Source organism: Dyella sp. AD56 (assembly GCF_002878475.1).
Taxonomy (GTDB): Bacteria; Pseudomonadota; Gammaproteobacteria; order Xanthomonadales; family Rhodanobacteraceae; genus Dyella.
This window is the reverse complement of record NZ_NRDP01000024.1, coordinates 20327-45522: the sequence shown is the minus strand read 5'-3', so window position 1 is coordinate 45522 and position 25196 is coordinate 20327. Positions and strand designations below refer to the sequence as shown.

Below are 25196 nucleotides of genomic sequence, written 5' to 3'. Positions count from 1 at the left end.
CGCATCCGGCTTCGCCCCAAGGCCGGCTTGGCCGTTGTCGTGTTCATTGGATGAAAACCGGGAAAGCATCATGGATCTGCTGCGATTTCTGCTCTCGTTGCCCTTGCGCCTGTTGCGCGGGCTCCTCGCTGGCATAAGCCTGATATTGCGCCCGCTCTTGGGGCAGGTCAGTTGGTCGGCACCCGCGTGGCTGCCGGCCACCGGGGGCTGGGTCCGACGTCGCCCGATGCAGGCGGCCGGCACGTTGCTGGCTGTGCTGGTTGTGGTCTGCGGAGGCTGGTTCGGTTGGCAGTGGTACAAGAATCGGCCCCAGCCGGTGGAGCCTTCCCGGATCACCTTGAGCGCGTCCGCGCCGTCTATTACGGACTACACGCGGCAGCCCATCGTCATCAATCCGTTGATGGTGACATTCTCCGGCTCTGCGGCTCCCATCGAGCAGGTCGGCAAACCGGTAACGACCGGTATCACCATGCAGCCCGTCATGAAGGGGCAGTGGAGCTGGGTCGACGATCGCACGCTGAAGTTCGTGCCCGTGGAAGACTGGCCGGTGGGCAAGCACTACGAAGTGCGCTTCGACGTCGCCAAGGCGTTTGCCCATCATGTGCTGATGGGGGATGACCATTTCGCGTTCGATACCCCGGCGTTCGAAGCGAAGGTGGAGAACGGCGAGTTCTATCAGGACCCGCAGGACGCTACCGCCAAGAAGACCATCCTGCCGGTCACGTTCAATTATCCGGTCGATACTGCGGAGTTCGAGAAGCGCATCGAGGTGGGCCTGAAGCAGCGCGTTGGCAGCGACGCGACGCTCAAATACACGGTCACCTACGACCAGTACAAATTGCACGCATGGATCCACTCGCAGCCGCTTTCCCTGCCGCGCGATGAAAGCTCGGTGTCCTACACCATCGCCAAGGGCATCCGCAGTGGGCGTGGTGGTGACGGTACCAGCGAGGCAGTCACCGCACAGGTGCGCGTGCCCGGCCTCTACAGCCTCAGTATCGATAGTGTTGAGCCCACGCTGGTTGATAACGAGAAGTACGAGCCCGAGCAGGTGCTGATGGTCAACGTCGGCGGCACAGTGCGCGACAGCGAACTGGCCGGCTTGGTTAAGGCATGGGTGTTGCCTGCGCATAAGGCGGGAGAAGATCAGGCCGACGATGCGCCGCCCTACGACTGGGCGACCTCCGAGGTCGGTGAGGCGCAGTTGCGCCAGAGCCAGCCGCTAAAGCTGGAATTGGTGCCGACCGAGAACGATTACGAAGCCGTGCAGAGCTTTAAGTTCCATGCGGCGCCGGGCCAGCGCGTTTACGTGCGCGTGGACAAGGGGCTGAAATCCTTCGGTGGCTACATCCTGGGTAAGGCCTACACCACCGTCGTCACCGTACCCAACTATCCCAAGCTGCTGCGCTTTATGGCAGACGGTTCGCTGCTCTCCATGTCGGGTAGCAAGCGCATCTCTGTGGTGTCGCGCAATCTGCCCGGCATGCATGTCGAGATCGGCCGCGTGCTGCCGGATCAGCTGCAGCATCTCGTGAGCTTCAACCAGGGCACGTATGCGCACCCAGAGTTGAGCTACGACTTCAGTGAAGACCACATCGTGGAGCGTTTCGAGCAGAAACGCAGCTTCCCCAAGGATGATCCGTCCAAGGCTCATTACGAGGGCATTGATCTCGGACAGTATCTAAAGGACGGCAAGCGCGGCGTGTTCCTGCTGCATCTGTCCAGCTATGACGCTGCGGCCGAAAAGAAGAAGGAAGACGCCAAGAAGGCTGCGGAAAACGAGCCGCAGGCGGCGCCGACGAACGACAACTCGGGTGACGAGTCGCAAGAGTCCGGCGACGATCAGGGCGAGATGGCGGACAACGGTGACAATGGCGATACGTCCAGTCCCTCCGATACGCGCCTGATCGTTGTGACCGACCTGGGCATGCTGGTGAAGCGCTCGTTGGACGGCAGCCAGGATGTGTTCGTGCAGTCCATCCATACCGGGCAGCCGGTGGGGGGCGCAACCGTATCCGTGCTGGCGGTGAATGGGCAGACGCTGTTCAGTGACACCACCTCCGCCGATGGCGTGGTGCATTTCCCAACCCTGAAGGGTCTGGATCGCGAGAAGCAGCCCACGCTCTATGTAGTGAAGAAGGGCGATGACCTTTCGTTCCTGCCCATCGGTGGTTCGACCAGTTATGAGCGCAAGCTCGACTTCTCGCGTTTTGACGTGGGCGGCGAGCGTAATGCCCAGAACGAAGGCCAGCTCTCTTCGTACCTGTTCTCCGATCGCGGTATCTATCGCCCGGGCGACACCTTCCACATCGGCCTGATCGTGCGCGCAGCCAGTTGGACGCGCAGCGTAGTTGGCGTGCCGCTGCAGGCTGAAATCGTCGACCCGCGCGGCATGACGGTGAAGCAGTTGCCCATGTCGATGGACGCCTCCGGCTTTGGCGAGCTTGAGTACGCACCGGCGGAAACGGCACCGACGGGCACGTGGACCGTGAACCTTTACATCGTGAAAGATGGCAAGGCCGGCGCGCAGATCGGTAGCACCAGCGTGCAGGTCAAGGAATTCCTGCCCGATCGCATGAAGGTCGAAGCCAAGCTCGCGGGCCAAGTGACCGAGGGCTGGGTCAAGCCTGACCAGATCAAGGGCATCGTCGATGTGATGAACCTGTTCGGCACGCCTGCAGCGGATCGCCGCGTCGAGGCATCGCTGACCTTGCGTCCGGCATGGCCGGCGTTCCGTAGCTGGCCCGACTACCACTTCTACGATGTGCGTCGTGCGAAGGAGGGTTACGAGGACAAGTTGCAGGACGGCAAGACCGACGACAAGGGACACGCCGAGTTCGATCTCGACCTGAAGAAGTACGCCGATGCCACGTATCAGCTGTATTTCCTGGCGAAGGCCTATGAACCGGAAGGTGGTCGCAGCGTGGCTGCCGCCGCGCAGACGCTGGTATCCAGCAACGACTGGCTGGTGGGCTATAAGTCGGTCGACAACCTCGACTACATCAATCGCGACGCGACGCGTAGCGTGCACCTTGTTGCCATTGATCACACGGCTAAGTCGGTCGCGCTGAAGGAGCTAAAGGCGCGCCTGATCGAGCGTCGCTACCTGTCGGTGCTCACCAAGCAGGACTCGGGTGTCTACAAGTACCAGTCCAAGCTCAAGGAAGTGACGATCAACGAGCAGGCGCTGGTCATTCCTGCCAACGGTATGGACTACGCTCTGCCGACCGACAAGCCGGGCAACTATGCGCTGGTGATCGTGCGCAGCAGTGATGGCGTGGAAGTGAACCGTGTGGAGTATTCGGTGGCAGGCGCCGCCAACGTCTCCCGTTCGCTGGATCGCAACGCGGAACTACAGCTGAACCTGAGCAAGCCGGATTACGCGCCGGGCGAGTCGGTGGACATCGCTATCCGCGCCCCTTACGCCGGTAGCGGCCTGATCACCATCGAGCGTGACAAGGTCTACGCGCATGCGTGGTTCCATGCCGATACCAGCAGCTCCGTGCAGCACATCACCGTGCCTGCGGATTTCGAGGGCAACGGCTACATCAACGTGCAGTACATTCGCGATCCGTCGTCGGACGAGATCTTCATGAGCCCGCTGAGCTATGGCGTCGTGCCGTTCTCGGTGAACCTGGACGCGCGCCGTAACGCCATCAAGGTGGAGTCGCCGGCGGTGGTGAAGCCGGGTGACACAGTGACCTTCAAGCTCACCGCGCCGCAGCCCACGCGTGCCGTGGTGTTTGCCGTGGACGAGGGCATCTTGCAGGTGGCGCGCTACAAGCTGGGTGATCCGCTGAAGTTCTTCTTCCGCAAGCGCATGCTGGAAGTGGGCACGTCGCAGATCCTCGACCTGATCCTGCCCGACTTCGAGAAGTTGATGGCGATGGCGGCACCGGGCGGTGATGCCGATGCGGCGATCGGCCGCCAGCTCAACCCGTTCAAGCGCAAGCGCGACAAGCCGGTGGCGTACTGGTCGGGCATCGTCGATATCAACGGCGAGAAGGATTTCACCTATCAGGTGCCGGACTACTTCAACGGCAAGCTCCGCGTGATGGCGGTAGCCGTGTCGTCCGACCGTGTTGGTACCTATGAAGGCAGCACGACGGTGCGTGGTGATTTCGTACTCTCGCCGAATGTGCCGACGACGTTGGCACCGGGTGACGAAGTCGACGTCAGCGTGGGTGTCGCCAACAATCTGACCGGACTGGGTGGTAAGCAGGTGCCGGTAGCAGTGACGCTGAAGACCGGCCCGCAATTGCAGATCGTCGGCACGCCGACGCAGAGCTTGAACCTCGGCGAGATGCGCGAAGGCGTCGTGACGTTCCGCGTCAAGGCGACCGACAAGCTCGGCTCCGGCAACCTCAGCTTCACGGCGGGGTACGGCGACAAGTCGGCGCGGCAGAGCGTGGATGTGTCCGTGCGTCCGGCTTCGGCTTATCGCACGCAGGTGGACGTGGGTCGCGTGGACGCTGGTAGCAAGCAGGACCAGCCGGACCTGCGGCGCATGTATAGCGAGTACGCCTTGCGTGACTCGGCCATGTCCAACATCCCAGTTGTGCTGTCGAGCGGCCTGACGACCTATCTGGTGAACTTCCAGCACTACTGCAGCGAGCAGATCGTCAGCGCGGCCATGCCGCGGCTGGTGTTGTCGAAGTGGCCGCAGGTCAAGGTCTTTGCTGATGCCTTGCAGCCGGTGATGAATGGCGGCAAGAAGCTCACCAACGAAGAGGCGCTATCGCAGTTCCTCGACGTGCTGCATTCGCGCCAGAACGGGCAGGGTGGTTTCGGCCTGTGGTCCGCCACGCCGGATGCCAATCCGTTCGTGTCCACCTACGCCATGCACTTCATGCTGGAGGCACGCGACCGTGGCGTGGAGATTCCGCGCGATATGTTCGATGCCGGTAACAAGTACCTCAAGCAGTTGGCGAGCGACGATAGCCTCGACGGGCTCGATCTGGTGCGTCAGCGCGCTTATGCGGTGTACCTGCTGACCCGCCAGGGCAACGTCACCACCAATGACCTAGCTGCCGTGCAGAAACGCTTGCAGGATGCTTATCCCGACCAGTGGAAGAACGATCTGGCCGCAGCATGGCTGGCCGCGTCGTACCAGTTGCTCAAGCAGGATAAGCAGGCTGCGCAGCTCATCGCCGGCCCGCAGAAGCTGCTCGAGCGCAGCAAGGCCGACAAGGACTACAGCTACGGTTACTACTACGATTCGCTGACGCGTGATGCCACCACGTTGTACCTGCTCAGCAAGCATTTCCCGGATCGGGCCAAGGCACTGTCGCCGCGTGTGATGGAGAACATCACCGAGCCGCTGCAGTACGGCTGGTACAACACCTTGTCGTCGTCGATGGTTTTGCTGGCGCTGGATACCTACGCACAGGAAAACAACGTACAGCTCGACAAGTTGCGGATCGACCAGGTCATGGCGGACGGTTCGGTCAAGGCGATTGCCGCACCGGAAGGCAACCTGCTGCAGGCAGGCAGTTGGAATGCGGACGCCAAGCGCCTGCGCTTCACCAACGACAGCACCTTGCCGGCATGGCGCGTGGTAAGCCAGGGCGGCTATGACCGTGACCAGCCGGCCAAGGCCATCAAAGACGGCCTGGAAATCACCCGCGACTACACCGACACCAACGGCAAGCCTATCGACAAGGTGACCATTGGTCAGGAAATCGACGTCCATCTGAAGATCCGCAGCACCGACGGCAGCGACTATGACGACATCGCCATCGTTGACCTGTTGCCTGGCGGCTTTGAGCCGGTGATCCAGCCGCCGCCGGCCGTTACAGACCAGCAGCCGGATGGCAGCGACGCAAGCGATGGCGGTGGCGACAGCGATGTAAAGGCCAGCGAATGGCGCTCGCCCATCGGCGTGGGCAAGTCCACCTGGGCGCTCGAGTACGCCGATATCCGCGAGGATCGCGTGGTGCTCTACGGCTCGGCGACGTCCGATGTCGGTGAGTTCGTGTATCGCATCAAGGCCAGTAATGCCGGCAAGTTCATCGTGCCGCCGGCCTATGGCGAGGCGCTGTACGATCGCCGCGTGCAGGCAAGGACGGCGGGCGGCAAGACCCTGGAGGTTGTCCGTCAGCCCTGATGGGTAAGAGCCTGTTCAATGCCTCCCCGTAGCCCGCGTTGTTCACCCCAGGCGCCCAGCGAGTGGGCTGCAGCGCAGCGCCTGACTGGTGGTCAGGTCAAGCTGCGGACCGCCCGCTGGGCGCTTGGGGTGAACAACCCTTCGGGCCGGGTCTGTTTGCCCACAGGCCGGCGTCATCACTCAGTCGTGTACGGACGTACACTCCTTCCCTCTTCCTTGTCCTGCGCGCAAACAGCTCCCGGCGCGGGCCACGGGGAGGCATTGAACAGGCTCCAGGGCGCGCCCGCCACGGTGGGCGCGCCTGCGGACACTCACGCATGATCACGTCGTCGCTCATTGTCCGTTGCTGGCGTGCCTTGGTTCGCTGGGTTGTTCGTTGGCAGAACTGGCTGGTAGGCGCGGCTTTGCTCGGCGCGCTGCTGGTGGGTTGCCGGGTATGGCCACATCGCCCGTTGAATGCGTGGCTGCCGTCGTCGACGGCGGTTTACGACACGCGCGGCCGGTTGCTGCGCCTGACGCTGGCGAGTGACCAGCGCTACCGATTGTGGGTGCCACTCAAGGATGTGTCTCCCGCCTTGGTCGACGGCGTACTGCTACACGAGGATCGCTGGTACCGCTGGCACCCTGGCTTCAACCCTTATGGTTTGTTGCGCGGCGCCTGGGTGACGTACGTCAGCCACGGCAACCGGCAGGGTGGCTCGACCATCACCATGCAGCTTGCGCGATTGCTGTGGCGGCTCAATACGCGCACACCGACAGGCAAGCTGCTTCAGGTGGCACGGGCCATACAGCTGGAACTGTTCTACTCCAAGGACCAGATCCTTGAGGCCTACCTCAACTACGCACCCTATGGGCGCAATGTGGAAGGCGTGGGTGCAGCGAGCCTGGCGTACTTCGACAAGCCCGCCGACACACTCAGCCTGCCGGAGGCGTTGACCCTGGCGGTGATTCCCCAGGATCCCAGTCGTCGCCTGCAAGCAGGCGCGGACGCACCCGACCTAATCAGCCACCGACTCAGCAGTTCGCGCAACCGGCTCTACGCTCGCTGGAAAGCATTGCACCCGAAGGACGCAGGCCTGCAGCCGCTGTTCGCCTTGCCGCTGCGTCTTCGCCCCTTGTCGCAGCTGCCGTTTGAAGCCCCCCATGCGGTGGACCAAGTGCTTGCCGCGCGCCGTGTGATGTCCAGCGACACGGACAGTCGTGTAACGACCACGCTGGACCTGGATCTTCAGCACGTGCTGGAGCGGCAAGTGGATCGCTACGTAGAACGCAACAACGGGCGTGGCATACGCAACGTGGCTGCGCTGCTGGTGGACACGCGCGACATGGGCATCAAGGCGTTGGTGGGCTCCGCCGATTACACCAATGCCGATATCCAGGGGCAGGTGAACGGCACGCTGGCCAAGCGCTCGCCCGGTTCGACGCTCAAGCCCTTCATCTACGGACTTGGATTCGACCAGGGTGTACTGCACCCGCAGACCGTATTGCGCGACGTGCCGACCGCATTCGGCCCGTATGCACCGGAGAACTTCGACGGACACTTCCTTGGGCCTGTGACGGCGACGGAGGCGCTGGTGCGCAGTCGCAACATCCCTGCCGTGTGGGTGGCGTCACAACTGCAGCAGCCGAGTTTCTACCAGTTCCTGCGCGACGCCGGCATCAGCCGCATGGCGAGCGAAAAGCACTACGGCCTGGCCCTGGTGCTGGGCGGTGGCGAGGTCACCATGCAGGAGCTGGCCGACCTTTACGCGATGCTGGCCAATCGCGGCGAACTCAAGCCATTACGTCTGCTTGCGGCGGATCCACAAAGCGCCGGCACACGCCTCTTGAGCGACGAAGCCAGCTTCATGGTGATGGACATGTTGCGGCAAAACCCGCGACCGGATGAGACCACGGGCGCGCAACCGGATCGCTTCCCGGTGTACTGGAAGACCGGTACGTCATGGGGTTTTCGCGATGCGTGGACGGCCGGCAGTTTCGGGCCCTACGTACTGGTGGTGTGGGTCGGCAATTTCGATGGCAGCAGCAACCCGGCTTTCGTCGGTGTGGAGGCGGCCGCACCGCTGTTCTTCCAGATGGTCGATGCTTTGAGAGCGGCGCAACCGCGGATGACCGAACCGGTGCGGCACATGCCCGCGCACCTCAAGCGTGTGGAGATCTGCCTCGCCAGCGGCGACTTGCCCAACCAATGGTGCCCGCAGCGCGGCATGACCTGGTTCATCCCGGGCAAGTCGCCCATTCGCGTGAGCCAGGTGCATCGCCCGATCGTCATCGACGACGACACCGGCAAGCCCGCCTGTCCGCCTTATGCGGGTAAGCGCACCCACGTGGAGGTCTACGAATTCTGGCCGTCGGAGCTACAGCGCGTCTTCGTGCAGGCCGGTATTCCGCGTCGTACGCCGCCGCGCAACGACGCCTGCGTACTCAGCGGCGTCGATGGCGAGCCACCGGCCATCACCTCGCCGCTGCGTGGCAGCATTTATGCCTTGCGGCTGAAGTCGGCGGGTGAAGATCGCATCCCCTTTACCGCGAACGCGGACGCCTCCGTCCATGAGATGTATTGGTTCGTCAACGATGCCTATGTCGGACGCAGTGCGCCCGGTGAATCAATGTTCTGGCAGCCAGGCACCGCAGGCAACTATGAAGTGCGGGTGGTGGACGACCGTGGTCGCAGCGACATGCGCCCGCTGGGTGTGAATATCGTCGACTGAGTATCCCCCTGCCAAGCGTCATGCCAGGGAAGGGCGGCACGGCTGCGTTATGCTTGATCGCCTGAACCGAGACAAGCACACGCCCAACGCATGACTTCGTCACCGGCAGTCTCCTATTACCGCGCCACGGCAACGCCGTACGCATCGTTTACGCCGTTACAAGGCAAGGTGGACGCACGCGTCGCCATCGTTGGCGGCGGCTTCGCGGGCCTGCACACGGCGCTGGGTCTGGCCGAGCGTGGCGTGCGTGACGTGGTGCTGCTGGAGCGGGAGCAGGTTGGCTTCGGCGCATCCGGGCGCAACGGCGGCTTCGTGTTCGGTGGCTACTCGCTGGGCGAGCAATCCTTGCTCGATCAGCGTGGGCAGGATGCCGCTCGTGCGTTGTTCCGGATGACGACCGACGCGGTCGCGCGTATCCGCGAACGCGTATCGCGCTATGAGATTCCCTGCGATCTGGTCGACCAAGGCATCATCTGGGCCAACTGGTTCCGCGACCCAGCGGTACTGCGCCAGCGGCAGGAGCTGCTGGAAAAGCACTATGGCGCAGCGTGGGAATGGCTGCCGCAGAACGAGCTTCGCGCGCGCGTCCATAGCACGCGTTATTACGATGGCCTCTACGAGCGTGACGCACTGCACCTGCACCCGCTGAACCTTGCCATAGGCCTTGCAGGCGCAGCGGCGGCGCAGGGCGTGAGCGTCCATGAGAACACCGATGTCTGGCAATTGCGTCGCGAAGGTTCGCGTTGGCGGATCGAAACTGCGCAGGGTTCGGTGCATGCCGATCAAGTCGTGCTGGCGTGTGGTGGCTATCTCGCAGGTCTCAAGCGGCAGGTCGATCGAGCCATTCTGCCTATCGCCACGTATGTGATGGTGACGGAGCCGCTGGGCGATCGCATCAACGATGCACTGGAAACACGAGCGGCCGTCTACGACTCGCGCTTCGCATTCGATTACTACCGGGCGCTGCCCGATAAGCGCCTGCTTTGGGGTGGGCGAATCTCCGTGCGTGATCGCTCGCCACGCGCAGTACAGCGCCTGCTGATGCAGGATTTGCTGCGCGTGTTTCCACAGTTGAAAGGTGTGCGCGTTGATTACGCGTGGTCGGGCCTGATGAGCTACGCCCGACACCAGATGCCGCAGATCGGTAGCAGCGGCGATGGCCTTTGGTGGGCGCAGGCCTTTGGCGGGCACGGCCTTGCTCCCACGTGCGCAGCAGGTGATCTGTTGGCATCTGCTCTCGCGGAGGGTGATGACCGTTGGAAGCAGTTCGCGCCGTATGGACTGGATCGCACCTATCGCCCGTTTGGTTACCTGGGCGCACAGACCAGTTATTGGTGGCAGCAGGGCAAGGACTGGTTCAAGACACGATTGGAAGGATGAGCAGGATGGAAGCGAAGTCGCAGGAAGAAATCAGCTGGGCTGATTTCGAGAAAGTGTTGATCGTGGCCGGCACCGTCACGCGCGCGGAGCCGTTTCCCGAAGCGCGCAAACCCGCATGGAAAGTATGGGCGGATTTCGGGCCTTACGGCGAGAAGAAGACGAGTGCGCAAATCGTGCAGCTGTATCGCGCCGAAGATCTGGTCGGTCGCCAGATCGTGGGTGTGATCAATTTCCCTGAGAAGCAGGTGGGGCCGTTCCGTTCCCAATTCCTGCTGACCGGCTTTCCAACCGACGACGGCGTGGTACTCACCGCCGTCGAACGGCCCGTTCCCAACGGTACTCGTCTGGCCTGATTAACCGGCTTGCAACGCCGGTTGCAGATGGGAGCGGCGATTGATCATCAGCGCCAATCCCGCTGCGATCAGGCCGGTGACGCCAGCGACCACGAAGGGCTGCAGATAGTCGCCATTCTGCGTGCGCAAGGCGCCGGCGAAGAACGCGGCACTCGCCGCGCCAATCTGATGGCCGGCCGCCACCCAGCCGAACACCACAGGTGCATCGCGATCGCCAAAGGCTTCGGTGGCGAGACGCAGTGTGGGCGGTACCGTGGCAATCCAGTCGAGGCCGTAGAACATGCCGAACAACGACAGGCTGGCGAACGAGAAATCGGAGTAGGGCAGCCAGATCAGCGACAGCCCGCGCAGGCCGTAATACACGAAAAGCAACTTGCGTGGGTCATAACGGTCGGTGAGCCAGCCCGAGAGCGTGGTGCCGATGAGGTCGAACGCGCCCATCATGGCGAGCAGGCCTGCCGCGCGCACTTCCGGGATGCCGTGATCGCCGCACATCGCAATGAAGTGCGTGCCGATCAAGCCATTGGTGGTGAAGCCACAAATGAAGAACGTGGCGAACAGGAACCAGAAGGTGCGTTGCTTCGACGCCGTGGCCAGCGTGCCCAAGGCAATGGACAACAGGTTGCCACGCGGTGCGGCATCAGCTTCGTCCTCCGTCGCGCCATACGGGCGCAGACCGATGTCGGACGGGCGCTCCGGCAGCAGCCACCACGCCAGCGGAATCAGCAGCGCACAACCCGCCGCAACGGTCCACACCACTGGGCGCCAGCCACCGTGCTCGGCGATGGCGGCCAACGCGGGCAGAAAAGCCAGGGTGCCAGTAGCCGTGCTCGCTGTGAGCAGGCCCATCATCAGGCCACGGTGCGTCACGAACCATCGGTTCACTACGGTTGCGCCAAGCACAATGGCCACACAACCCGAGCCAATGCCGGAGAACACGCCCCAGCTCAGCATCAGGTGCCAGGGTTGGGTCATCCATGCGCTGGCCGAAATGGACAAGGTCATCAGCACCAGCGCGCTAATCAGGGTGCGACGCACGCCCACCGCCTGCATCAGCGCTGCGGCAAACGGGCCGACCATGCCGTACAAGAAGATGCCCAGCGCGGCGGAGAGGGAGATAGTGTCCCTGCTCCATCCGAAGGCCTTGCCCAGGGGCAGGATGAGCACGCCGGGCGCGGCGCGGACGCCAGCGGCGGCAAGCAGGGCCAGGAAGATCACGCCGGCGACGACGAAGGCGTACTTCTGGCCGAAAGGGCGGGTGCGCTGTATAGTCATGTTACCGGTCGGTACGTGGAGTTGCTGAATCGTACGTACCGATCGGTAACATTGTCAACAGCCGTGTGCCATGTCGATCAAAGATTTCCCATTTGAGCCCGCCGAACCTGCTGCGGAAAGCAAGCCCAAGGCCGCCGAGCGCATACGCCGCACGGCCCGTGAGTTGTTCTACCGCGAGGGTATCCGCGCCATCGGCGTGGAGGAAATCGTTACAAAGGCCGGCGTCACCAAACCAAGCCTCTACCGCAGCTACGCCTCCAAGGACGATCTCGCCGCGGAGTACCTGCGTGACTACGAAGTGGCGTTCTGGAAGGTGTTCGAAGCGGGGGCTGAGACGCATCCGGATGACGCGCGCGGGCAACTCATGTCCTACATCGAGGGGCTAGCCCATCGCGCCACGCAATCGGGTTACCGCGGCTGCGGGCTTACCAACGCAGTGGTGGAATATCCCGGTGACGACCATCCGGCCCGCAAGGTCGCCGAAGAGCACAAACACAAGTTTCGCGAGCGCCTCATCGAGTTGTCGACGGCGATGGGGGCAAGGGAGCCGGAGGTCCTCGCAGACGGCCTGCTGCTGCTGCTCGAAGGCACCTACGCCTCGGGACAGATGTTCGGGTCGCATGGACCCGCGGAGTCCCTTGTCAAAATTGCCAATCAGCTGATTGACGCGTCAGTGCGCTGAAGGCAGTGACATCAGTCGGTCGATTTCTTCTGACTGTCCAGCCACACGCCCAGGCCTTGCGCATTGAGCTCCACATCCATGCCCAGTAGAACGAGCAGGGACTCACGGTCGCCCGTCCAACCATGGGCCTGCGCGCGCGACAGATAGAGGTCGGTCAACGCGGCCTTCATCGCCTCGTGTCGTTGCGCTGTATCCAGTGATTGCGCTTGCGCTGCGATGGCGATGGACACCATGGCATCGATCTGCGCGTGCAGATCGCCGGCCAGCTTCTCGACGTTTTCGATGCGGTCGAAATGGGTGATGTACATCGCCGAAGGGTTCAGGCCAACCAGGCGTCGGATCGACGCATGCAGTGCATCCGGGTCGAACTGCACCGGTGTCGTCGTCGGCAGAATGAAGGGGCCGTTCGCCGTATCGAGCTCGCGATACGAGAGACCGAACGTATCGCCGGTAAAGCACACGTTCGCTCGCTGGTCGTACACGCTCAGGTGATGTCGCGCGTGTCCCGGTGTGTCGAGGCAGAGCAACGGCCGTCCGGCGAGCGAAACCACGTGGCCATCCGGTGCTTCGACCACGCGTTCGGTGGGAATGGGGCGCAGCCGTCCATACGTGGCTTCCATCACTTCCTCGCCGTAGACCGCCGAGGCACCCGCCCATAGCTGGCTGGGATCGATCATGTGCCGCGCGCCGCGTGGGTGCACTACCAGGCGCGCGTTGGGCAGTTGAGCGATCAGTTGCCCCGCGCCGCCGGCGTGATCGAGATGGACGTGTGTGAGAATCAGCCAATCGACATCAGCGGGCGCGAGCCCTGCATCGTCGAGTGCCTTGAGCATGCGAGGCACGCTATGGTTGGTGCCGCAATCGATAAAGGCGGCTCGGCCTTCCTCGACAAGCAAATAAGCCGCATCGAATCGCGGACGAACGAAGCCGGTATCGATGGTGTGGATGCCGTGATTCATCGCCAACCTCGCGCAGGAGTATCACGCGAGGTTAGCAAGGTCGCCCCGATGGTTCACTTCCACCTTGGTCGGAAGGGCGGCAGACGTTGTCGCCTGCCGCTCTATCTCACGGTGCGCTGTCGACCAGCACCAGTTCCGAGTCTTCGAGTGCGGTCACGGTCAGCTTCGTTTCATCGCGAATCGCCGCGCCGTCACGTGTATCGAGCGTTACGCCATTCACGTCGAGCTTGCCCTTGGCAGGCACCAGGTACGCATAGCGACTGCCGTCGAGCTCATACACCGCCGTCTCACCAGCCTTCAGCGTCGCGCCGAGCACGCGGGCATCGGTACGCAGGGGCAGGGCGTCGGTGTCTTCCTTGAAGCCACTGGCCAGCGTCACGAATCGCCCCGAGCGGTCGCCCATCGGAAACGGCTTGGTGCCCCACGATGGCGGGTTGCCGTGATCATCGGGCATGATCCAGATCTGGAAGATCTGCGTGTTGCTGTTTTCGAGGTTGTACTCAGCATGCGTGATGCCCGTGCCAGCACTCATTACCTGCACATCGCCCGCGACCGTACGACCCTTGTTGCCAAGGCTGTCCTGGTGGGTGATCGCACCTTCGCGAACGTACGTGATGATTTCCATGTCTGCATGGGGGTGCGGCGGGAAGCCCGTCTGCGGCGCGATGGTGTCGTCGTTCCACACGCGCAGTGCACCCCAGCCCATGCGGCCCTGGTCGTTATAGCTGGCAAACGAGAAGTGATGCTTGGCATTGAGCCAGCCGTGGTTGGCTCCACCCAGACTATTGAAAGGTCGACGGTCGATCATGCGGCACTCCTTGATGATGGGACGCGCTGGTAAAGCGCCTGACATTCAAGATAAGTCGGAAAGGCGCAGATGCCAGACCGCACAAATCGGACGGACTGTTGCCCATGGGAGACGCCTGCGCGTGGTTGCAGATGAAGGCTGCCATTCCGTACGTCCTCGGAACGCGATGCCTAGCCCCCGGCCGCATCACGGGGAAGGTGAAAAAAGTCTTCCCAAGGTCTTCACAAATGCCATGGTTCTGCTATTATTTCTGACTCCGATGCGGGAATAGCTCAGTTGGTAGAGCACGACCTTGCCAAGGTCGGGGTCGCGAGTTCGAGTCTCGTTTCCCGCTCCAGTTTTCTGCAAAACCTCGGTATTCCGGGGTTTTGTGTTTTCAACGGATAGTAATCGTGTTTCAGGTTACGATTCGGATGTAATGGCCTGGTGGCAGAGTGGTCATGCAGCGGCCTGCAAAGCCGCGTACGCCGGTTCGATTCCGACCCAGGCCTCCATTGCATCAACGACTTAGGCGCCCTTGGGCGCCTTTTTTGTGCGCGGAAATGCGGTGGAGCAGGTCCTTTATTAAGTCAGGGTCCCGGTTTTTGTGTGCTCCAGCCCCGTGCAATAAGCTCTCGGTGTCTACCCACGCCGATTCGTGATGATTCCGCCCTCTGTTTCCCGCTATACCGAGGTGGCTACACCCATCGCTTTGCGTGAGCGTGTGCAATGCACGTGGCAGTTCCATCAGGGCAATCTCGATACCCATCCCACACAAGTACTACCGGATGGATGCGTCGATTTCATTTGGAATGGAAGTAGCCTTTTCGTGGCCGGACCAGACAGCCGTGCGGCCATAGCGACGCTGGCGCCTGGCAGCACTCTTACGGGCGTGCGCCTGGCTCACGGCACGGCTGCGGGACTGTTGGGGCTGCCTCTTCATCACATCACCGATCAACGCGTGCTGCTATCGGACATCTGGGGAAGCCGCCATAGCGGGGACTGGGAACTTCAGCTCCATGAAGCGATGGACCCAGCGGAGGTATTGCATGCCTTGTGCCTCAGTCGTGAGCTGACTGCAGACCGTCAAATGCAGTGGATTTTTTCCATGCTGCAAAGCCCCTCGGCACCACGAGTTTCAGCGCTGGCCGCCGCTCTCAACATGACCGAGCGTTCATTGCGGCGTCGGTGCCAGCAAGTTGTTGGTTATGGTCCGAAGACATTGGACCGCATATTGCGGCTCCAGCGATTTCTGAAGTTGGCCCCGCAACATGCCACGCTTACCTCCGCGGCATTGGAGGCCGGCTATGGCGATGCGCCTCATCTGGTTCGCGATAGCCAGCTGTTGACTGGCCTGACCCCAAGCGAGCTTGTGGCGCGTCACGTTCGTTGATGTGTCCGTTTTCGCCAAGCCAGCAGCCATAGCGCTACGCAACAATGACGCCTCCACTACTTTGTGAGTGCGCCATGTCTCGTACCGACCAGCATCACCGAATTGACTACATCGAATTTGCCGTAGCCTCGATCGAGGCGGCAAAGCGTTTTTATGGTCGTGCGTTCAATTGGACATTTCAGGACTACGGTCCTGATTACTGCGAGTTCCGCGATGGTCGACTCACGGGTGGTTTCTACCATGGCACTCCGCAACCGGGCGGCGCACTCGTCGTGCTGTACTCGAACGATCTCGATGTGACCAGGGCAGGTATTGAGGCCGCTGGAGGTCGCATCGTTCGGCCGATCTTCGATTTTCCCGGCGGCCAACGCTTTCACTTTGTTGATAACGATGGCTATGAGTTGGCCGTCTGGTCTGAGGTTTGAGCAGAATAGATCGTGCGGTGGGCTTGGTAATCGTGGCGAGGTGATGTTAGGGCGTCTCTTTCAGGCGGCAGCGAGAGTCGGCTGATCCGGTTTCTTGAAGCGTCTGTTACATCAAGCACGAATCTTGCGCACAGAATGACGCCGGCTATGCACATGCGAGCCGGAGTGACTTTCTATGAGCAACGCTCAGTTAGTTTTAAGGCGGAACCGTCACGGGAAGCTGGGTCTCGGGAGAGACGAGTACTCCGTGTTGAGCCTGGCCTCGATGTTGACGATCCATGTGTAGTATTCGACATTGAGGCCATAGCGCTCTTCGGCGATGACATCGCAGCAAAGTCGCCATCCTGGCCCAATATCTGCTGCCAGAGCATCGAGCTCCGATCGGATCCGATTTTGAGCGTCGATCACCCGCGCTCTTACCTGTTTGGTATCCACGACTCCCCCTTGGTTCACGGCAGCTATCGACTGCCGTACAAGCCCGCCGCATGCCCCTCGCATGGTGCTGGCCTTGCTTAGACGTTTTCACGTGGAAGAACGGAAATGGGCACGCGAAGCCATTGCATCGGCTGGTCGCCCAGGGGAGGCGGTTTTCTCGCTGTGATGCAGTGAGTGCGCGCTGCCACTGAAGCATGGCGCGCAGAGAAAAGGGCCCGCGTCGCCGCGAGCCCTCTATCACTGGTAAAGATGGCGGAGTCCGGACCTATGGTCCCGCGCAAGTGCCCGATATCTAGCGTGGAGCACTCATTTCTTGGCCGTCGAATACGCCCGACGCCAGGTCACATAGCGTTTCGTCAGTGCGCGCGTTTTGATCCGGTCGAGCAACAGACTCGTGCTGGGCCACAGGCCCGCCGAGGGTGCTCGCCCCGCGCCCATGCGATGAAGCTGGCGGCGAACCGTGGCCATCGTGGCGACGCTGGCGAACGCTTTGTTCTTCCAACCGACAACGACCGGCGCTACGGCGGTTTCGGCCGTTTGCCAACGCTTGGGCAGATCGGGTTGGTAGGCGAGGGCGGTGCCTATGCCGACCAGGCTCATGCCGCCGGCCAGTACGTTCTCCGCGATCTCGCGTCGACGAATGCCACCCGTCGTCATGAGCGGCATGCGCGCGACCTTCGCGAGCTCGGATGCAAATTCCAGAAAATAGGCTTCGCGAGCCAGCGTGCGTCCGTCGGCGGTTCGACCCTGCATGGCGGGGCTTTCATAGCTGCCGCCCGAAAGTTCGAGCAGATCGATATCTTCATGGTTGAGCAGTTCGACTACCGCGATAGCGTCCGCCTCGCTGAAGCCGCCGCGCTGGAAGTCGGCGCTATTGAGCTTGACCGAGACAGCAAACGACGGCGCTGCCGCCTTGACCGCGCGAACTACCTCGATGAGCAGTCGGGCGCGCTGTTCCAGCGACCCGCCATAGTCGTCCGTGCGTTGGTTGGTCAGCGGTGATAGGAACTGAGAGAGCAGGTAGCCGTGAGCCGCATGGATCTGCACACCATCGAACCCTGCCTGTTGCGCAGCATGTGCCGTGGCGGCGAACCGGCGAATGATTTCTTTGATCTCTTCGCTCGTCAGCGCTTTGACCGGCGCAAACAAGGCGCCAAGCTTGCCCATCTGCAAAGGCACTTCTGAGGGTGCATACCCTGGGTTTCCCAAGTTCGCATAGGTCTGGCGACCAGGGTGGTTGATCTGCATCCAGATCCTTGCGCCGCCAGCGAGGGCCGCGTCCGCCCACGCCTTGTAAGGCGCCAGCGGGGTGGTGTCATCAAGCACGAGCCCACCCGGCCCTGTCAGCGCATCGGGTGCAACCATCACATTGCCTGTGATGAGAAGCCCTGCGCCACCTTGGGCCCATCGGCGGTACAGCGTATGCGTTGGCTTGCCGGGAAGCTGTCCGGGTTCGGCCAGGCCTTCCTCCATCGCGGCCTTAGCGATTCGGTTCTTTAGCGTCTGGCCGCCAGGGAGGGTCAATGACTCGAAGAGGGGGTGTTGACGTGACATGGGCGAGGGAGCTGGAAGTGGCGATGCCGGCAGTCTAAGATTCAAGTTGACTTGAAGGTCAAGGGTTATGTATGCGCATCGGTGAACTGGCAAAACAGACGGGCATGAGTACCTCTGCCATCCGCTACTACGAAGACAGTGGCCTGCTGCCAGCCGGCAAGCGAGGTCTCAACCAGTACCGCGACTACGACCAGCAAGCGGTCGAACGACTTCAGTTCATCCAGCTTGCTCAGCGCCTGGGGTTCTCGCTAGACGCGTTGCGCAGCCTCTTTGATAGATCTGAGGATGAGTTGCCGCACGAGCAAATCCTGGCGGGGTTGGAGAGACGCTTGACCGAGATCACCCAGCTTCGCGCCGAACTGGCGGAGCAGGAGCGCGAACTGCGCCGGTTGGCGCAAGCGTGCAGGGAAAGCTGGGCACGCGGGGAGTGTGTTGAAACGTCAAGCCTTGGCGCCGGCCAGCGAAGCAAGCGCGCGCCGCTCAAGCGCAAACCTTCGACCTCGCTCGCTCGTTGATGCCCGTCGAAGCGGGTAGCGCTTGACTGGACCTAAGTCCAGATGCGCTACCATGCGCCGCCATGCGCTTCCGCTATCGCCTCAGCCGTCGTCGTCGCCTCCTTTGGGTGGGGATGGTGGTGTTCTGCCTGCTGTTCCAGCAGTTGGCGATGGCTGCTTACGTGTGCACCTTGCCCTCGGCTCCCGCCACGCATGAGCTCGCGATGAGTGATTGTGAGGCCATGGGGATGGGCGCATCCCATCACGCGTCAGCGCAGCATCCCGTGGATCCACGTTGCACTGAGCATTGCGCCAGTCACGTACCTGCCACGCCGGATGTCAAGGTTCCCGCGGTGCCGCCGCTGTTGTTGCCGCCTGATTTCGCCGCCATGGCGAAGGCGGTCGTTCGTGCGCCAGTCTGGACGCACTTGCCGGATACCCGTCTCTTTCCCCCGGAATCACCGCCCTCGCTGCGGTTCTGCACCCTGTTGATTTAAGCCCCGATCGCGCTTTGAACGGTGGCCGTGCGCATGCGCGGCCGTGGTTGCGTGCGATCGGAGTTCATCATGTCCATCCTTTCATACGGCGTACGCGCGATAGTCGCGCGTCGCTGGCGTTGGCTGCCGTGGGTAGTCAGCGCGCTCATCGTTTCACCCGCTTGGGCGGTATCACCTGCGTTGACGCTGGACCAAGCACAGCAACAGGCGCTTTCACATGCGCCACAGATCGAGGCGCGACAAGCGCGGACGACCGCCGCCCGGGAAGAATCGGCGCGTGCCGGTGCCCTGCCGGATCCGCAATTGACCGTAGGCATCGACAATCTGGCCGTCCAAGGGCCGGGTGCCTTCACGGCCGGCGGCGACAGCATGACCATGCGCACGGTCGGCATCACGCAGACCTTGCCGTCGGCAAGCAAGCGTGGCGCTGAGCGTGCTTTCGCTTCGGCGAATGTCCAACTCGCCTCGGCGGCGGAAACCACCTCGACGCTCGCCATTCGGCAACAGGTAGCGGATGCGTGGGTCAGTGCGTGGGGCGCCCATCACGAACAGATGATGCTGGACGCCTTGAAGACCGCCTGGGCGCAGGACGTCGCCATGGCAGAAGCTCATCTGCGCAGCGGTACCGGCAGCGCGGCGGATGTTCTCGCCGCGCGCATGGAAGCCCTCGATCTGGCCAATCGGATTGACACAGCTGCCGCCGACGAAGCACAGGCACGCGCGCGGCTCATGCGTTGGCTCGGCCAGCCAGTCGATCAACCGCTAGGCGACGCGCCGGATTTTGGCGTCCTGCCTGTCGATGAAGCCGCGCTGCTGACACAACTCGATCGCCAGGGAGCATTGCTGGAATGGCCGGCGCGAGAGAGCGCCGCAGAAGCGGCCCTAGACGAAGCGAAGGCTGACAAACACCCGCAATGGTCGGTCGGCATGAGCTACGGCTCGCGCGTGCGTGGCCTTTCCGACATGGTATCGCTGCAAGTGGGTGTCAGCCTGCCGCTGTTTACTCGCAACAGACAGGATCGCGGCATCTCCGCTCGCGCGGCAGATCTCGATGCCGTGCAAGCCGAGCATGAGGATGCACGGCGCGAGCAGGCCGGTGCGATACAGGCGGCCTGGGCGCAATGGCAGGCATTGGGGCAGCAGGTGCGTCGCCATCGCGATGTGCTGTTGCCGCTGGCCGAGGATCGCTCCGCACTCGCGTTGGCTGCTTATCGTGGCGGTGGCGATATCCAGCCGCTGCTGCAAGCGCGACGCGACGAGCTGTCCCATCACGCCGACTACGCCCGTATGCAGGCTGATTACGGCCGCGCCTGGGCGTCCCTTGCTTATCTACTGCCGACCCAAGGAGACGCGCCATGAAGCGCCGGCTCATTCCTATCTTTTGCGCCATTGGCCTGCTCACCGCCGTTGCCGTTGGCTACGGATGGGGCCATCGCTCCACCGCAACGTCCGCTGCAAGCAACGGCACAATGGCCGCTTCTACGCCATCCCAACCCGTGGCGTATTGGTACGACCCCATGGTGCCGGATCAGCACTTCGATAAACCGGGCTTGTCGCCGATGGGCATGCAGATGGTGCCCAAGTACACAGGCGCCAACGACACATCGGGAAGTGTGCGGATTGATCCTGCGACCGTGCAGAACCTGGGTGTTCGCGTGGCCCCCGTGCAACGCCAGGTGCTGGAGGGGGAGATTCAAGCACCCGGCACCGTGACATGGAATCTGCGCGAGGCCATCACCGTCAGTGCAAGGGCGGACGGCGTCATCACACGGCTGCACGTTCGCGCGCCGTACATAACCGTCGCCGCCGGTGAGCCACTCGCCGATCTGCTGGCGCCGTCATGGAGCAGTGCGCTCGCCGAGTCGGACGCATTACGGCACACGCAATCACCGGATGCACAGGCACTGCGCGGCGCTGCGCAACAGCGCTTGCAGGTGCTCGGCCTGACGTCTTCCGATCTCAGCGGTGCGCGCTCGGTCGATGGTGGTGTGACGTTGCGCGCACCGCAGGCCGGCGTGATCACCTCGCTCGATGTCCGCGAGGGACAGCGTGTAACGGCAGGGCAAACGCTGATGACCCTCAACGGCCTGACTTCCGTGTGGATCGAAGCGGTGGTGCCTCAGGCGCTCGCTGGGCGATTGTCGTCGGGCACACCAGTAACGGTCAGCACGGATGCACTTCCAGGACAGCGTGTAACGGGTAACGTCGAAACCTTGTTGCCGGATCTGGATCCCACTACACGCACACAGCGAGCGCGCATTGTGCTCGCCAACACCACGGGTCATCTCGTTCCTGGGCAATTCGTCCGGGTCGCCTTCACACCCATGTCGAACGCACCTGTACTCGTGATTCCCACCGATGCGCTGATAGCTACCGGTGATCACCCACGCGTGATGGTGGCGCTTGGCGATGGGCGCTTCCGTCCGGTGATGGTGCAGACCGGCCGCGCCGCCGGAGGCTACACGGAGATCGTGGCCGGCCTGCATGAAGGTGAGCGGGTGGTCGCATCGGGCCAGTTCCTGATCGACTCGGAGGCCAGTCTTTCAGGCGCGCTGGAGCGCCTTGATGCCGATGACGCCGCTCCGGCTGCAGCGAGCAGTGCCTCCATGGGAGGTGATCGATGATCGCCCGCCTGATTCGCGCATCGATGACACATCGTGCACTGGTTCTTCTCGCTGCGCTGGTGCTGGCCGCCATCGGCTTGTTCGCCGTGCTTCACACGCCGATCGATGCCTTGCCCGATCTCTCCGACACGCAGGTCATCATCCGCACCAACTGGCAGGGACAGTCGCCGCAGGTCGTCGAGGATCAGATTACCTATCCATTGGCGACGACCATGCTGTCTGTGCCGGGTGCCACGGCCGTGCGCGCTTACTCCTTCTTTGGGGATTCCTACGTCTACGTCTTGTTCGACGAACACACGGACCTCTACTGGGCGCGTTCGCGCGTGCTGGAGTACCTGAGCCAGGTACGCGATCGCTTGCCCGCTGGCGTCAATCCTGCCTTGGGGCCCGACGCTACGGGCCTTGGATGGATCTACGAGTACGCCCTGGTGGATCGCACTGGCCAACACGACCTTGGACAACTACGTGCGCTGCAGGACTGGTTCCTGCGCTATCAACTCAAGACCGTGCCGGACGTTGCGGAAGTCGCGAGCCTGGGTGGAATGGAACGGGCGTGGCAGATCGTTCCCGATCCGCAAGCGCTGGCTGCGCGGCGGCTGACGGTTTCATCGCTGGTCGAGGCCGTGCAGGCTGCGAATGGTGCGGGTGGCGGTTCGGTAATCGAACAGGGTGAGGCCGAACTGATGGTGCGCAGCGAGGGCTATCTGCACACCCAGAATGACTTCGAGCATGTACCGCTGGGCGCGAGTCAGGACGGCGTGCCCATCCTGCTGCGTGACGTAGCTACCGTGCGTCGCGGCCCCACGTTCCGTCGCGGCGTGGCCGAGCTCGATGGTCAGGGCGAAGTCGCTGGCGGTGTCATCGTGTTGCGCTCTGGCAAGAACGCACGCGCCGCGATCGCCGCCGTCAAGGCTCGGCTGGCCGAACTGCAACACAGCTTGCCGCCCGGCGTGAGCATCGTTCCCACCTACGATCGCGCGCAGCTGATCGATGCGGCCGTCGATAACCTGTGGGGCAAGTTGGCGGAGGAGTTCCTGGTCGTTGCGGTGGTGTGTGCACTGTTCCTTGGCCATTTACGGTCTGCGCTGGTCGCGGTGATCACCTTGCCTCTCGGTGTGTTGACCGCCTTCGTCGTGATGCATCTTCAAGGCCTGTCCGCCAACCTGATGTCCCTGGGCGGCATTGCGATTGCGATTGGCGCGATGGTGGATGCCGCGGTGGTGATGATCGAGAACGCACATAAACATCTCGAACAATGGAGTCACGCGCATGATGGCGAGGTGCCGAGCGGCGCCACACGTTGGGCGCTGATGACCGAGGCCGCCGTTGAGGTAGGGCCGGCACTCTTTGTCAGCTTGCTCATCATCGCGTTGTCTTTCGTGCCGGTGTTTGCACTGGAAGCGCAGGAAGGCCGGCTATTCAAGCCCCTGGCTTTCACCAAGACCTACGCCATGGCGGCAGCAGCGGGTCTGGCGGTGACATTGGTGCCCGTGCTGATGGGGTATTTGATACGGGGCCGCATCCGCTCCGAACAGGCCAATCCGCTCAACCGTGCGTTGATCGCGCTCTATCGTCCGGTTCTGAACGCCGTGCTTCGCTATCCAAAAACGGTTCTGCTGCTCTCCGCTGCATTGCTGCTCAGCGCGGCATGGCCACTGAGCCGGTTGAGCAGCGAGTTCATGCCGACCATGGACGAAGGCACGCTGCTCTACATGCCAACAGCCTTGCCGGGGCTTTCCTCGGGCAAGGCTGCGCAGTTGTTGCAGCTGACCGACCGGATGATCAAGACCGTGCCCGAGGTCGATCACGTGTTCGGTAAGGCAGGGCGAGCTGAAACCGCGACAGATCCCGCGCCGCTGGAGATGTTCGAAACCACGATCACCTTCAAGCCCAAGGATCAGTGGCGCCCTGGCATGACGATGGCCAAGCTCAAGGAAGAGTTGGACCGCGCAGTGAAAGTGCCCGGCCTGACCAATCTGTTTGTGCCGCCCATCCGCAATCGCATCGACATGCTTGCCACGGGCATCAAAAGCCCCATCGGCATCAAGGTGCTGGGGCCTGATCCGCGAACCTTGCAGCGCGTGGCAGATCAGGTCGAAGCGGTGGCGCGACAGGTGCCGGGTGTCGGCTCGGCCATTGCCGAGCGCGCAGCGGCCGGGCGCTATGTGGATGTGCGTGTGCGCCGAGACGAAGCCGCACGCTACGGCCTGACACAGCAGGCCGTGCAAGCGGTGATCGCGACCGCTGTCGGCGGCGATGCCATTGGTGAGTCGATCGAAGGACGCGAGCGCTATCCGATTTTGGTGCGCTATCCGCGGGAGGCTCGCGACTCCGTTGCTGCCTTGACGACGTTGCCGATCGTAGCGCCGGGTGGCGCCCAGTTGACGCTCGGACAGATCGCCGACATCGCGGTGACTGCCGGTCCATCGATGCTCAAAAGTGAAAATGGCCAACTCGCCACCTACGTGTACATCGACACGGCGGGGCGTGACCTCAGTGCCGTCGTACACGATCTCCAACAGGCGGTAGCACGCAACGTGGCGTTGCCGCCGGGAGTTACGCTGGCTTGGTCGGGGCAGTTTGAATACCTCGCACGCGCCATGAGTCGATTGGCTTACGTGATCCCCGCTGCGTTGCTGATCATCTTCGGGTTGATCTATGCCGTCTTCCGACGAGTCAGCGAGGCGGTGCTGATCATGATCAGCGTGCCACTGGCGCTGGTCGGTGGCTTATGGCTGATTCTGGTGCTTGGGCATGCCATTTCAGTCGCCACCGTGATTGGCTTCATCGCGCTCGGTGGCGTGGCTGCGGAGTTCGGCGTGGTGATGCTGTTGTACTTGCGCCACGCCTGGGATCAGCGCGTGAGCGCACATCCTCAGGCTGACATCACCGACCTGCATGACGCCATTCGCGAGGGCGCGGTGCAACGCGTGCGCCCCAAGGCCATGACGGTGGCGGTGATCCTGGCAGGTTTGTTTCCCATTCTTCTGGGCCATGGCGCCGGCTCGGAAGTCATGCAACGCATCGCCGCCCCCATGGTGGGCGGCATGCTCACGGCGCCGCTGTTGTCCATGTTGGTCATCCCCGCGGCTTTTCTCCTGATGGCGCAGCGACGTCTGCGCCACACCTCGGTCGCATCCTCCATTCCCGTCACTCAAAGGAATCTTCACGTATGAAAGCCATGTTTCTCGCCGCCGCCATGGCGACCGCACTGACCGCCACTCCCTCCATCGTGTTCGCACAAGACAGCATGGCGGCCATGCCGGGTATGTCGCACGCGACACCGCCGACTGACGCTCAGGGTCAGGGTGTGGTGAAGGCCATCGATACCTCCAAGGGCACTGTCACCTTGCAGCATGAAGCGATCACAGCCATTCATTGGCCGGCGATGACCATGGCTTTCAAGGTGGCGACGCCAGCCATGCTTCAGTCGGTCAAGGTGGGCGACAAGGTGCGCTTCACCGTGCATCCGGCGGGCATGGATAGCACGGTCACTTCAATGCAATCGATCCCGTAACCCA

The 25196-nt window shown here is 62.5% G+C and carries 18 protein-coding genes and 2 tRNA genes; 15 read left to right on the top strand and 5 right to left on the bottom strand.

The window, feature by feature from the left end:
- The first annotated feature begins 70 nt into the window (after positions 1 to 70).
- From DyAD56_RS15375 to DyAD56_RS15360, 4 genes are all read left to right on the top strand, one after another.
- A complete protein-coding gene (locus DyAD56_RS15375; protein ID WP_102303655.1) occupies positions 71 to 6106 on the top strand; it encodes an alpha-2-macroglobulin in 6036 nt (2011 codons plus the stop codon).
- Between the two features lie 317 nt (positions 6107 to 6423).
- Positions 6424 to 8817 (top strand): penicillin-binding protein 1C, encoded by a 2394-nt coding sequence (pbpC, locus tag DyAD56_RS15370; protein ID WP_102303654.1) that lies wholly within the window; start codon positions 6424 to 6426, stop codon positions 8815 to 8817.
- Between the two features lie 90 nt (positions 8818 to 8907).
- A complete protein-coding gene (locus DyAD56_RS15365; protein ID WP_102303653.1) occupies positions 8908 to 10197 on the top strand; it encodes an FAD-binding oxidoreductase in 1290 nt (429 codons plus the stop codon).
- Positions 10194 to 10550 carry a tRNA-binding protein gene (locus DyAD56_RS15360; protein ID WP_233202500.1) on the top strand — a complete coding sequence of 119 codons (357 nt, stop codon included), beginning with the start codon at positions 10194 to 10196 and terminating at the stop codon, positions 10548 to 10550. Before DyAD56_RS15365 ends, DyAD56_RS15360 begins: the two co-directional genes overlap by 4 nt.
- Here DyAD56_RS15360 and DyAD56_RS15355 read toward each other — a convergent pair whose 3' ends face one another.
- Positions 10551 to 11825, bottom strand: coding sequence for an MFS transporter (locus tag DyAD56_RS15355; RefSeq protein WP_102303651.1), 1275 nt, complete (start codon positions 11823 to 11825; stop codon positions 10551 to 10553).
- A gap of 70 nt (positions 11826 to 11895) precedes the next feature.
- On the opposite strand from DyAD56_RS15355, the gene DyAD56_RS15350 reads away from it, so the two are divergent.
- Positions 11896 to 12507: a TetR/AcrR family transcriptional regulator gene (locus DyAD56_RS15350; protein WP_102303650.1), complete on the top strand. Its 612-nt coding sequence runs from the start codon at positions 11896 to 11898 to the stop codon at positions 12505 to 12507.
- 11 nt (positions 12508 to 12518) lie between these two features.
- On the opposite strand, the gene DyAD56_RS15345 is transcribed toward DyAD56_RS15350, so the two are convergent.
- Together DyAD56_RS15345 and DyAD56_RS15340 are read right to left on the bottom strand one after the other, a co-directional pair.
- On the bottom strand, positions 12519 to 13466 hold the full coding sequence (locus DyAD56_RS15345; RefSeq protein ID WP_199178996.1) for an MBL fold metallo-hydrolase: 948 nt from the start codon (positions 13464 to 13466) through the stop codon (positions 12519 to 12521).
- Between the two features lie 106 nt (positions 13467 to 13572).
- Positions 13573 to 14274, bottom strand: coding sequence for a pirin family protein (locus tag DyAD56_RS15340; RefSeq protein WP_102303648.1), 702 nt, complete (start codon positions 14272 to 14274; stop codon positions 13573 to 13575).
- 261 nt (positions 14275 to 14535) lie between these two features.
- Here DyAD56_RS15340 and DyAD56_RS15335 point away from each other — a divergent pair.
- The 4 genes from DyAD56_RS15335 to DyAD56_RS15320 all read left to right on the top strand — a co-directional run bounded on the left by DyAD56_RS15335 (position 14536) and on the right by DyAD56_RS15320 (position 16071).
- A tRNA-Gly gene (locus DyAD56_RS15335) sits at positions 14536 to 14611 on the top strand.
- Between the two features lie 83 nt (positions 14612 to 14694).
- A tRNA-Cys gene (locus DyAD56_RS15330) sits at positions 14695 to 14768 on the top strand.
- Between the two features lie 146 nt (positions 14769 to 14914).
- The gene (locus tag DyAD56_RS15325) at positions 14915 to 15646 is read left to right on the top strand and encodes a helix-turn-helix domain-containing protein (RefSeq protein WP_102303647.1); all 732 of its coding nucleotides are present in this window, start codon (positions 14915 to 14917) and stop codon (positions 15644 to 15646) included.
- 74 nt (positions 15647 to 15720) lie between these two features.
- Positions 15721 to 16071 carry a VOC family protein gene (locus DyAD56_RS15320; RefSeq protein ID WP_102303646.1) on the top strand — a complete coding sequence of 117 codons (351 nt, stop codon included), beginning with the start codon at positions 15721 to 15723 and terminating at the stop codon, positions 16069 to 16071.
- 210 nt (positions 16072 to 16281) lie between these two features.
- Here DyAD56_RS15320 and DyAD56_RS15315 read toward each other — a convergent pair whose 3' ends face one another.
- Together DyAD56_RS15315 and DyAD56_RS15310 are read right to left on the bottom strand one after the other, a co-directional pair.
- Entirely contained in the window at positions 16282 to 16506 is a 225-nt protein-coding gene (locus DyAD56_RS15315; RefSeq protein ID WP_146010536.1) for a hypothetical protein, read from the bottom strand.
- A gap of 306 nt (positions 16507 to 16812) precedes the next feature.
- Positions 16813 to 18060: an NADH:flavin oxidoreductase/NADH oxidase family protein gene (locus DyAD56_RS15310; RefSeq protein WP_102303644.1), complete on the bottom strand. Its 1248-nt coding sequence runs from the start codon at positions 18058 to 18060 to the stop codon at positions 16813 to 16815.
- A gap of 71 nt (positions 18061 to 18131) precedes the next feature.
- On the opposite strand from DyAD56_RS15310, the gene DyAD56_RS15305 reads away from it, so the two are divergent.
- The 6 genes from DyAD56_RS15305 to DyAD56_RS15280 all read left to right on the top strand — a co-directional run bounded on the left by DyAD56_RS15305 (position 18132) and on the right by DyAD56_RS15280 (position 25192).
- Positions 18132 to 18575: a MerR family transcriptional regulator gene (locus DyAD56_RS15305; protein WP_102303643.1), complete on the top strand. Its 444-nt coding sequence runs from the start codon at positions 18132 to 18134 to the stop codon at positions 18573 to 18575.
- 62 nt (positions 18576 to 18637) lie between these two features.
- On the top strand, positions 18638 to 19051 hold the full coding sequence (locus tag DyAD56_RS15300) for a hypothetical protein (RefSeq protein WP_102303642.1): 414 nt from the start codon (positions 18638 to 18640) through the stop codon (positions 19049 to 19051).
- Between the two features lie 69 nt (positions 19052 to 19120).
- On the top strand, positions 19121 to 20410 hold the full coding sequence (locus DyAD56_RS15295) for a TolC family protein (protein WP_102303790.1): 1290 nt from the start codon (positions 19121 to 19123) through the stop codon (positions 20408 to 20410).
- Positions 20407 to 21675 (top strand): efflux RND transporter periplasmic adaptor subunit, encoded by a 1269-nt coding sequence (locus DyAD56_RS15290; RefSeq protein WP_102303641.1) that lies wholly within the window; start codon positions 20407 to 20409, stop codon positions 21673 to 21675. Before DyAD56_RS15295 ends, DyAD56_RS15290 begins: the two co-directional genes overlap by 4 nt.
- Positions 21672 to 24851 (top strand): CusA/CzcA family heavy metal efflux RND transporter, encoded by a 3180-nt coding sequence (locus DyAD56_RS15285; RefSeq protein ID WP_102303640.1) that lies wholly within the window; start codon positions 21672 to 21674, stop codon positions 24849 to 24851. Before DyAD56_RS15290 ends, DyAD56_RS15285 begins: the two co-directional genes overlap by 4 nt.
- Positions 24848 to 25192 carry a copper-binding protein gene (locus DyAD56_RS15280; RefSeq protein ID WP_102303639.1) on the top strand — a complete coding sequence of 115 codons (345 nt, stop codon included), beginning with the start codon at positions 24848 to 24850 and terminating at the stop codon, positions 25190 to 25192. Before DyAD56_RS15285 ends, DyAD56_RS15280 begins: the two co-directional genes overlap by 4 nt.
- The last annotated feature ends 4 nt before the right edge of the window (positions 25193 to 25196 follow it).

What these genes read in the sequence shown, in the direction of transcription:
- DyAD56_RS15295 (WP_102303790.1), top strand. Translation starts at nt 19,121, where the DNA reads ATGTCCATCCTTTCATACGGCGTACGCGCGATAGTCGCGCGTCGCTGG.
- DyAD56_RS15305 (WP_102303643.1), top strand. Translation starts at nt 18,132, where the DNA reads ATGCGCATCGGTGAACTGGCAAAACAGACGGGCATGAGTACCTCTGCC.
- pbpC (WP_102303654.1), top strand. Translation starts at nt 6,424, where the DNA reads ATGATCACGTCGTCGCTCATTGTCCGTTGCTGGCGTGCCTTGGTTCGC.
- DyAD56_RS15340 (WP_102303648.1), bottom strand. Translation starts at nt 14,274, where the DNA reads ATGATCGACCGTCGACCTTTCAATAGTCTGGGTGGAGCCAACCACGGC.
- DyAD56_RS15300 (WP_102303642.1), top strand. Translation starts at nt 18,638, where the DNA reads ATGCGCTTCCGCTATCGCCTCAGCCGTCGTCGTCGCCTCCTTTGGGTG.
- DyAD56_RS15375 (WP_102303655.1), top strand. Translation starts at nt 71, where the DNA reads ATGGATCTGCTGCGATTTCTGCTCTCGTTGCCCTTGCGCCTGTTGCGC.
- DyAD56_RS15280 (WP_102303639.1), top strand. Translation starts at nt 24,848, where the DNA reads ATGAAAGCCATGTTTCTCGCCGCCGCCATGGCGACCGCACTGACCGCC.
- DyAD56_RS15310 (WP_102303644.1), bottom strand. Translation starts at nt 18,060, where the DNA reads ATGTCACGTCAACACCCCCTCTTCGAGTCATTGACCCTCCCTGGCGGC.
- DyAD56_RS15360 (WP_233202500.1), top strand. Translation starts at nt 10,194, where the DNA reads ATGAGCAGGATGGAAGCGAAGTCGCAGGAAGAAATCAGCTGGGCTGAT.
- DyAD56_RS15285 (WP_102303640.1), top strand. Translation starts at nt 21,672, where the DNA reads ATGATCGCCCGCCTGATTCGCGCATCGATGACACATCGTGCACTGGTT.
- DyAD56_RS15290 (WP_102303641.1), top strand. Translation starts at nt 20,407, where the DNA reads ATGAAGCGCCGGCTCATTCCTATCTTTTGCGCCATTGGCCTGCTCACC.
- DyAD56_RS15320 (WP_102303646.1), top strand. Translation starts at nt 15,721, where the DNA reads ATGTCTCGTACCGACCAGCATCACCGAATTGACTACATCGAATTTGCC.
- DyAD56_RS15365 (WP_102303653.1), top strand. Translation starts at nt 8,908, where the DNA reads ATGACTTCGTCACCGGCAGTCTCCTATTACCGCGCCACGGCAACGCCG.
- DyAD56_RS15355 (WP_102303651.1), bottom strand. Translation starts at nt 11,825, where the DNA reads ATGACTATACAGCGCACCCGCCCTTTCGGCCAGAAGTACGCCTTCGTC.
- DyAD56_RS15325 (WP_102303647.1), top strand. Translation starts at nt 14,915, where the DNA reads ATGATTCCGCCCTCTGTTTCCCGCTATACCGAGGTGGCTACACCCATC.
- DyAD56_RS15350 (WP_102303650.1), top strand. Translation starts at nt 11,896, where the DNA reads ATGTCGATCAAAGATTTCCCATTTGAGCCCGCCGAACCTGCTGCGGAA.
- DyAD56_RS15345 (WP_199178996.1), bottom strand. Translation starts at nt 13,466, where the DNA reads ATGAATCACGGCATCCACACCATCGATACCGGCTTCGTTCGTCCGCGA.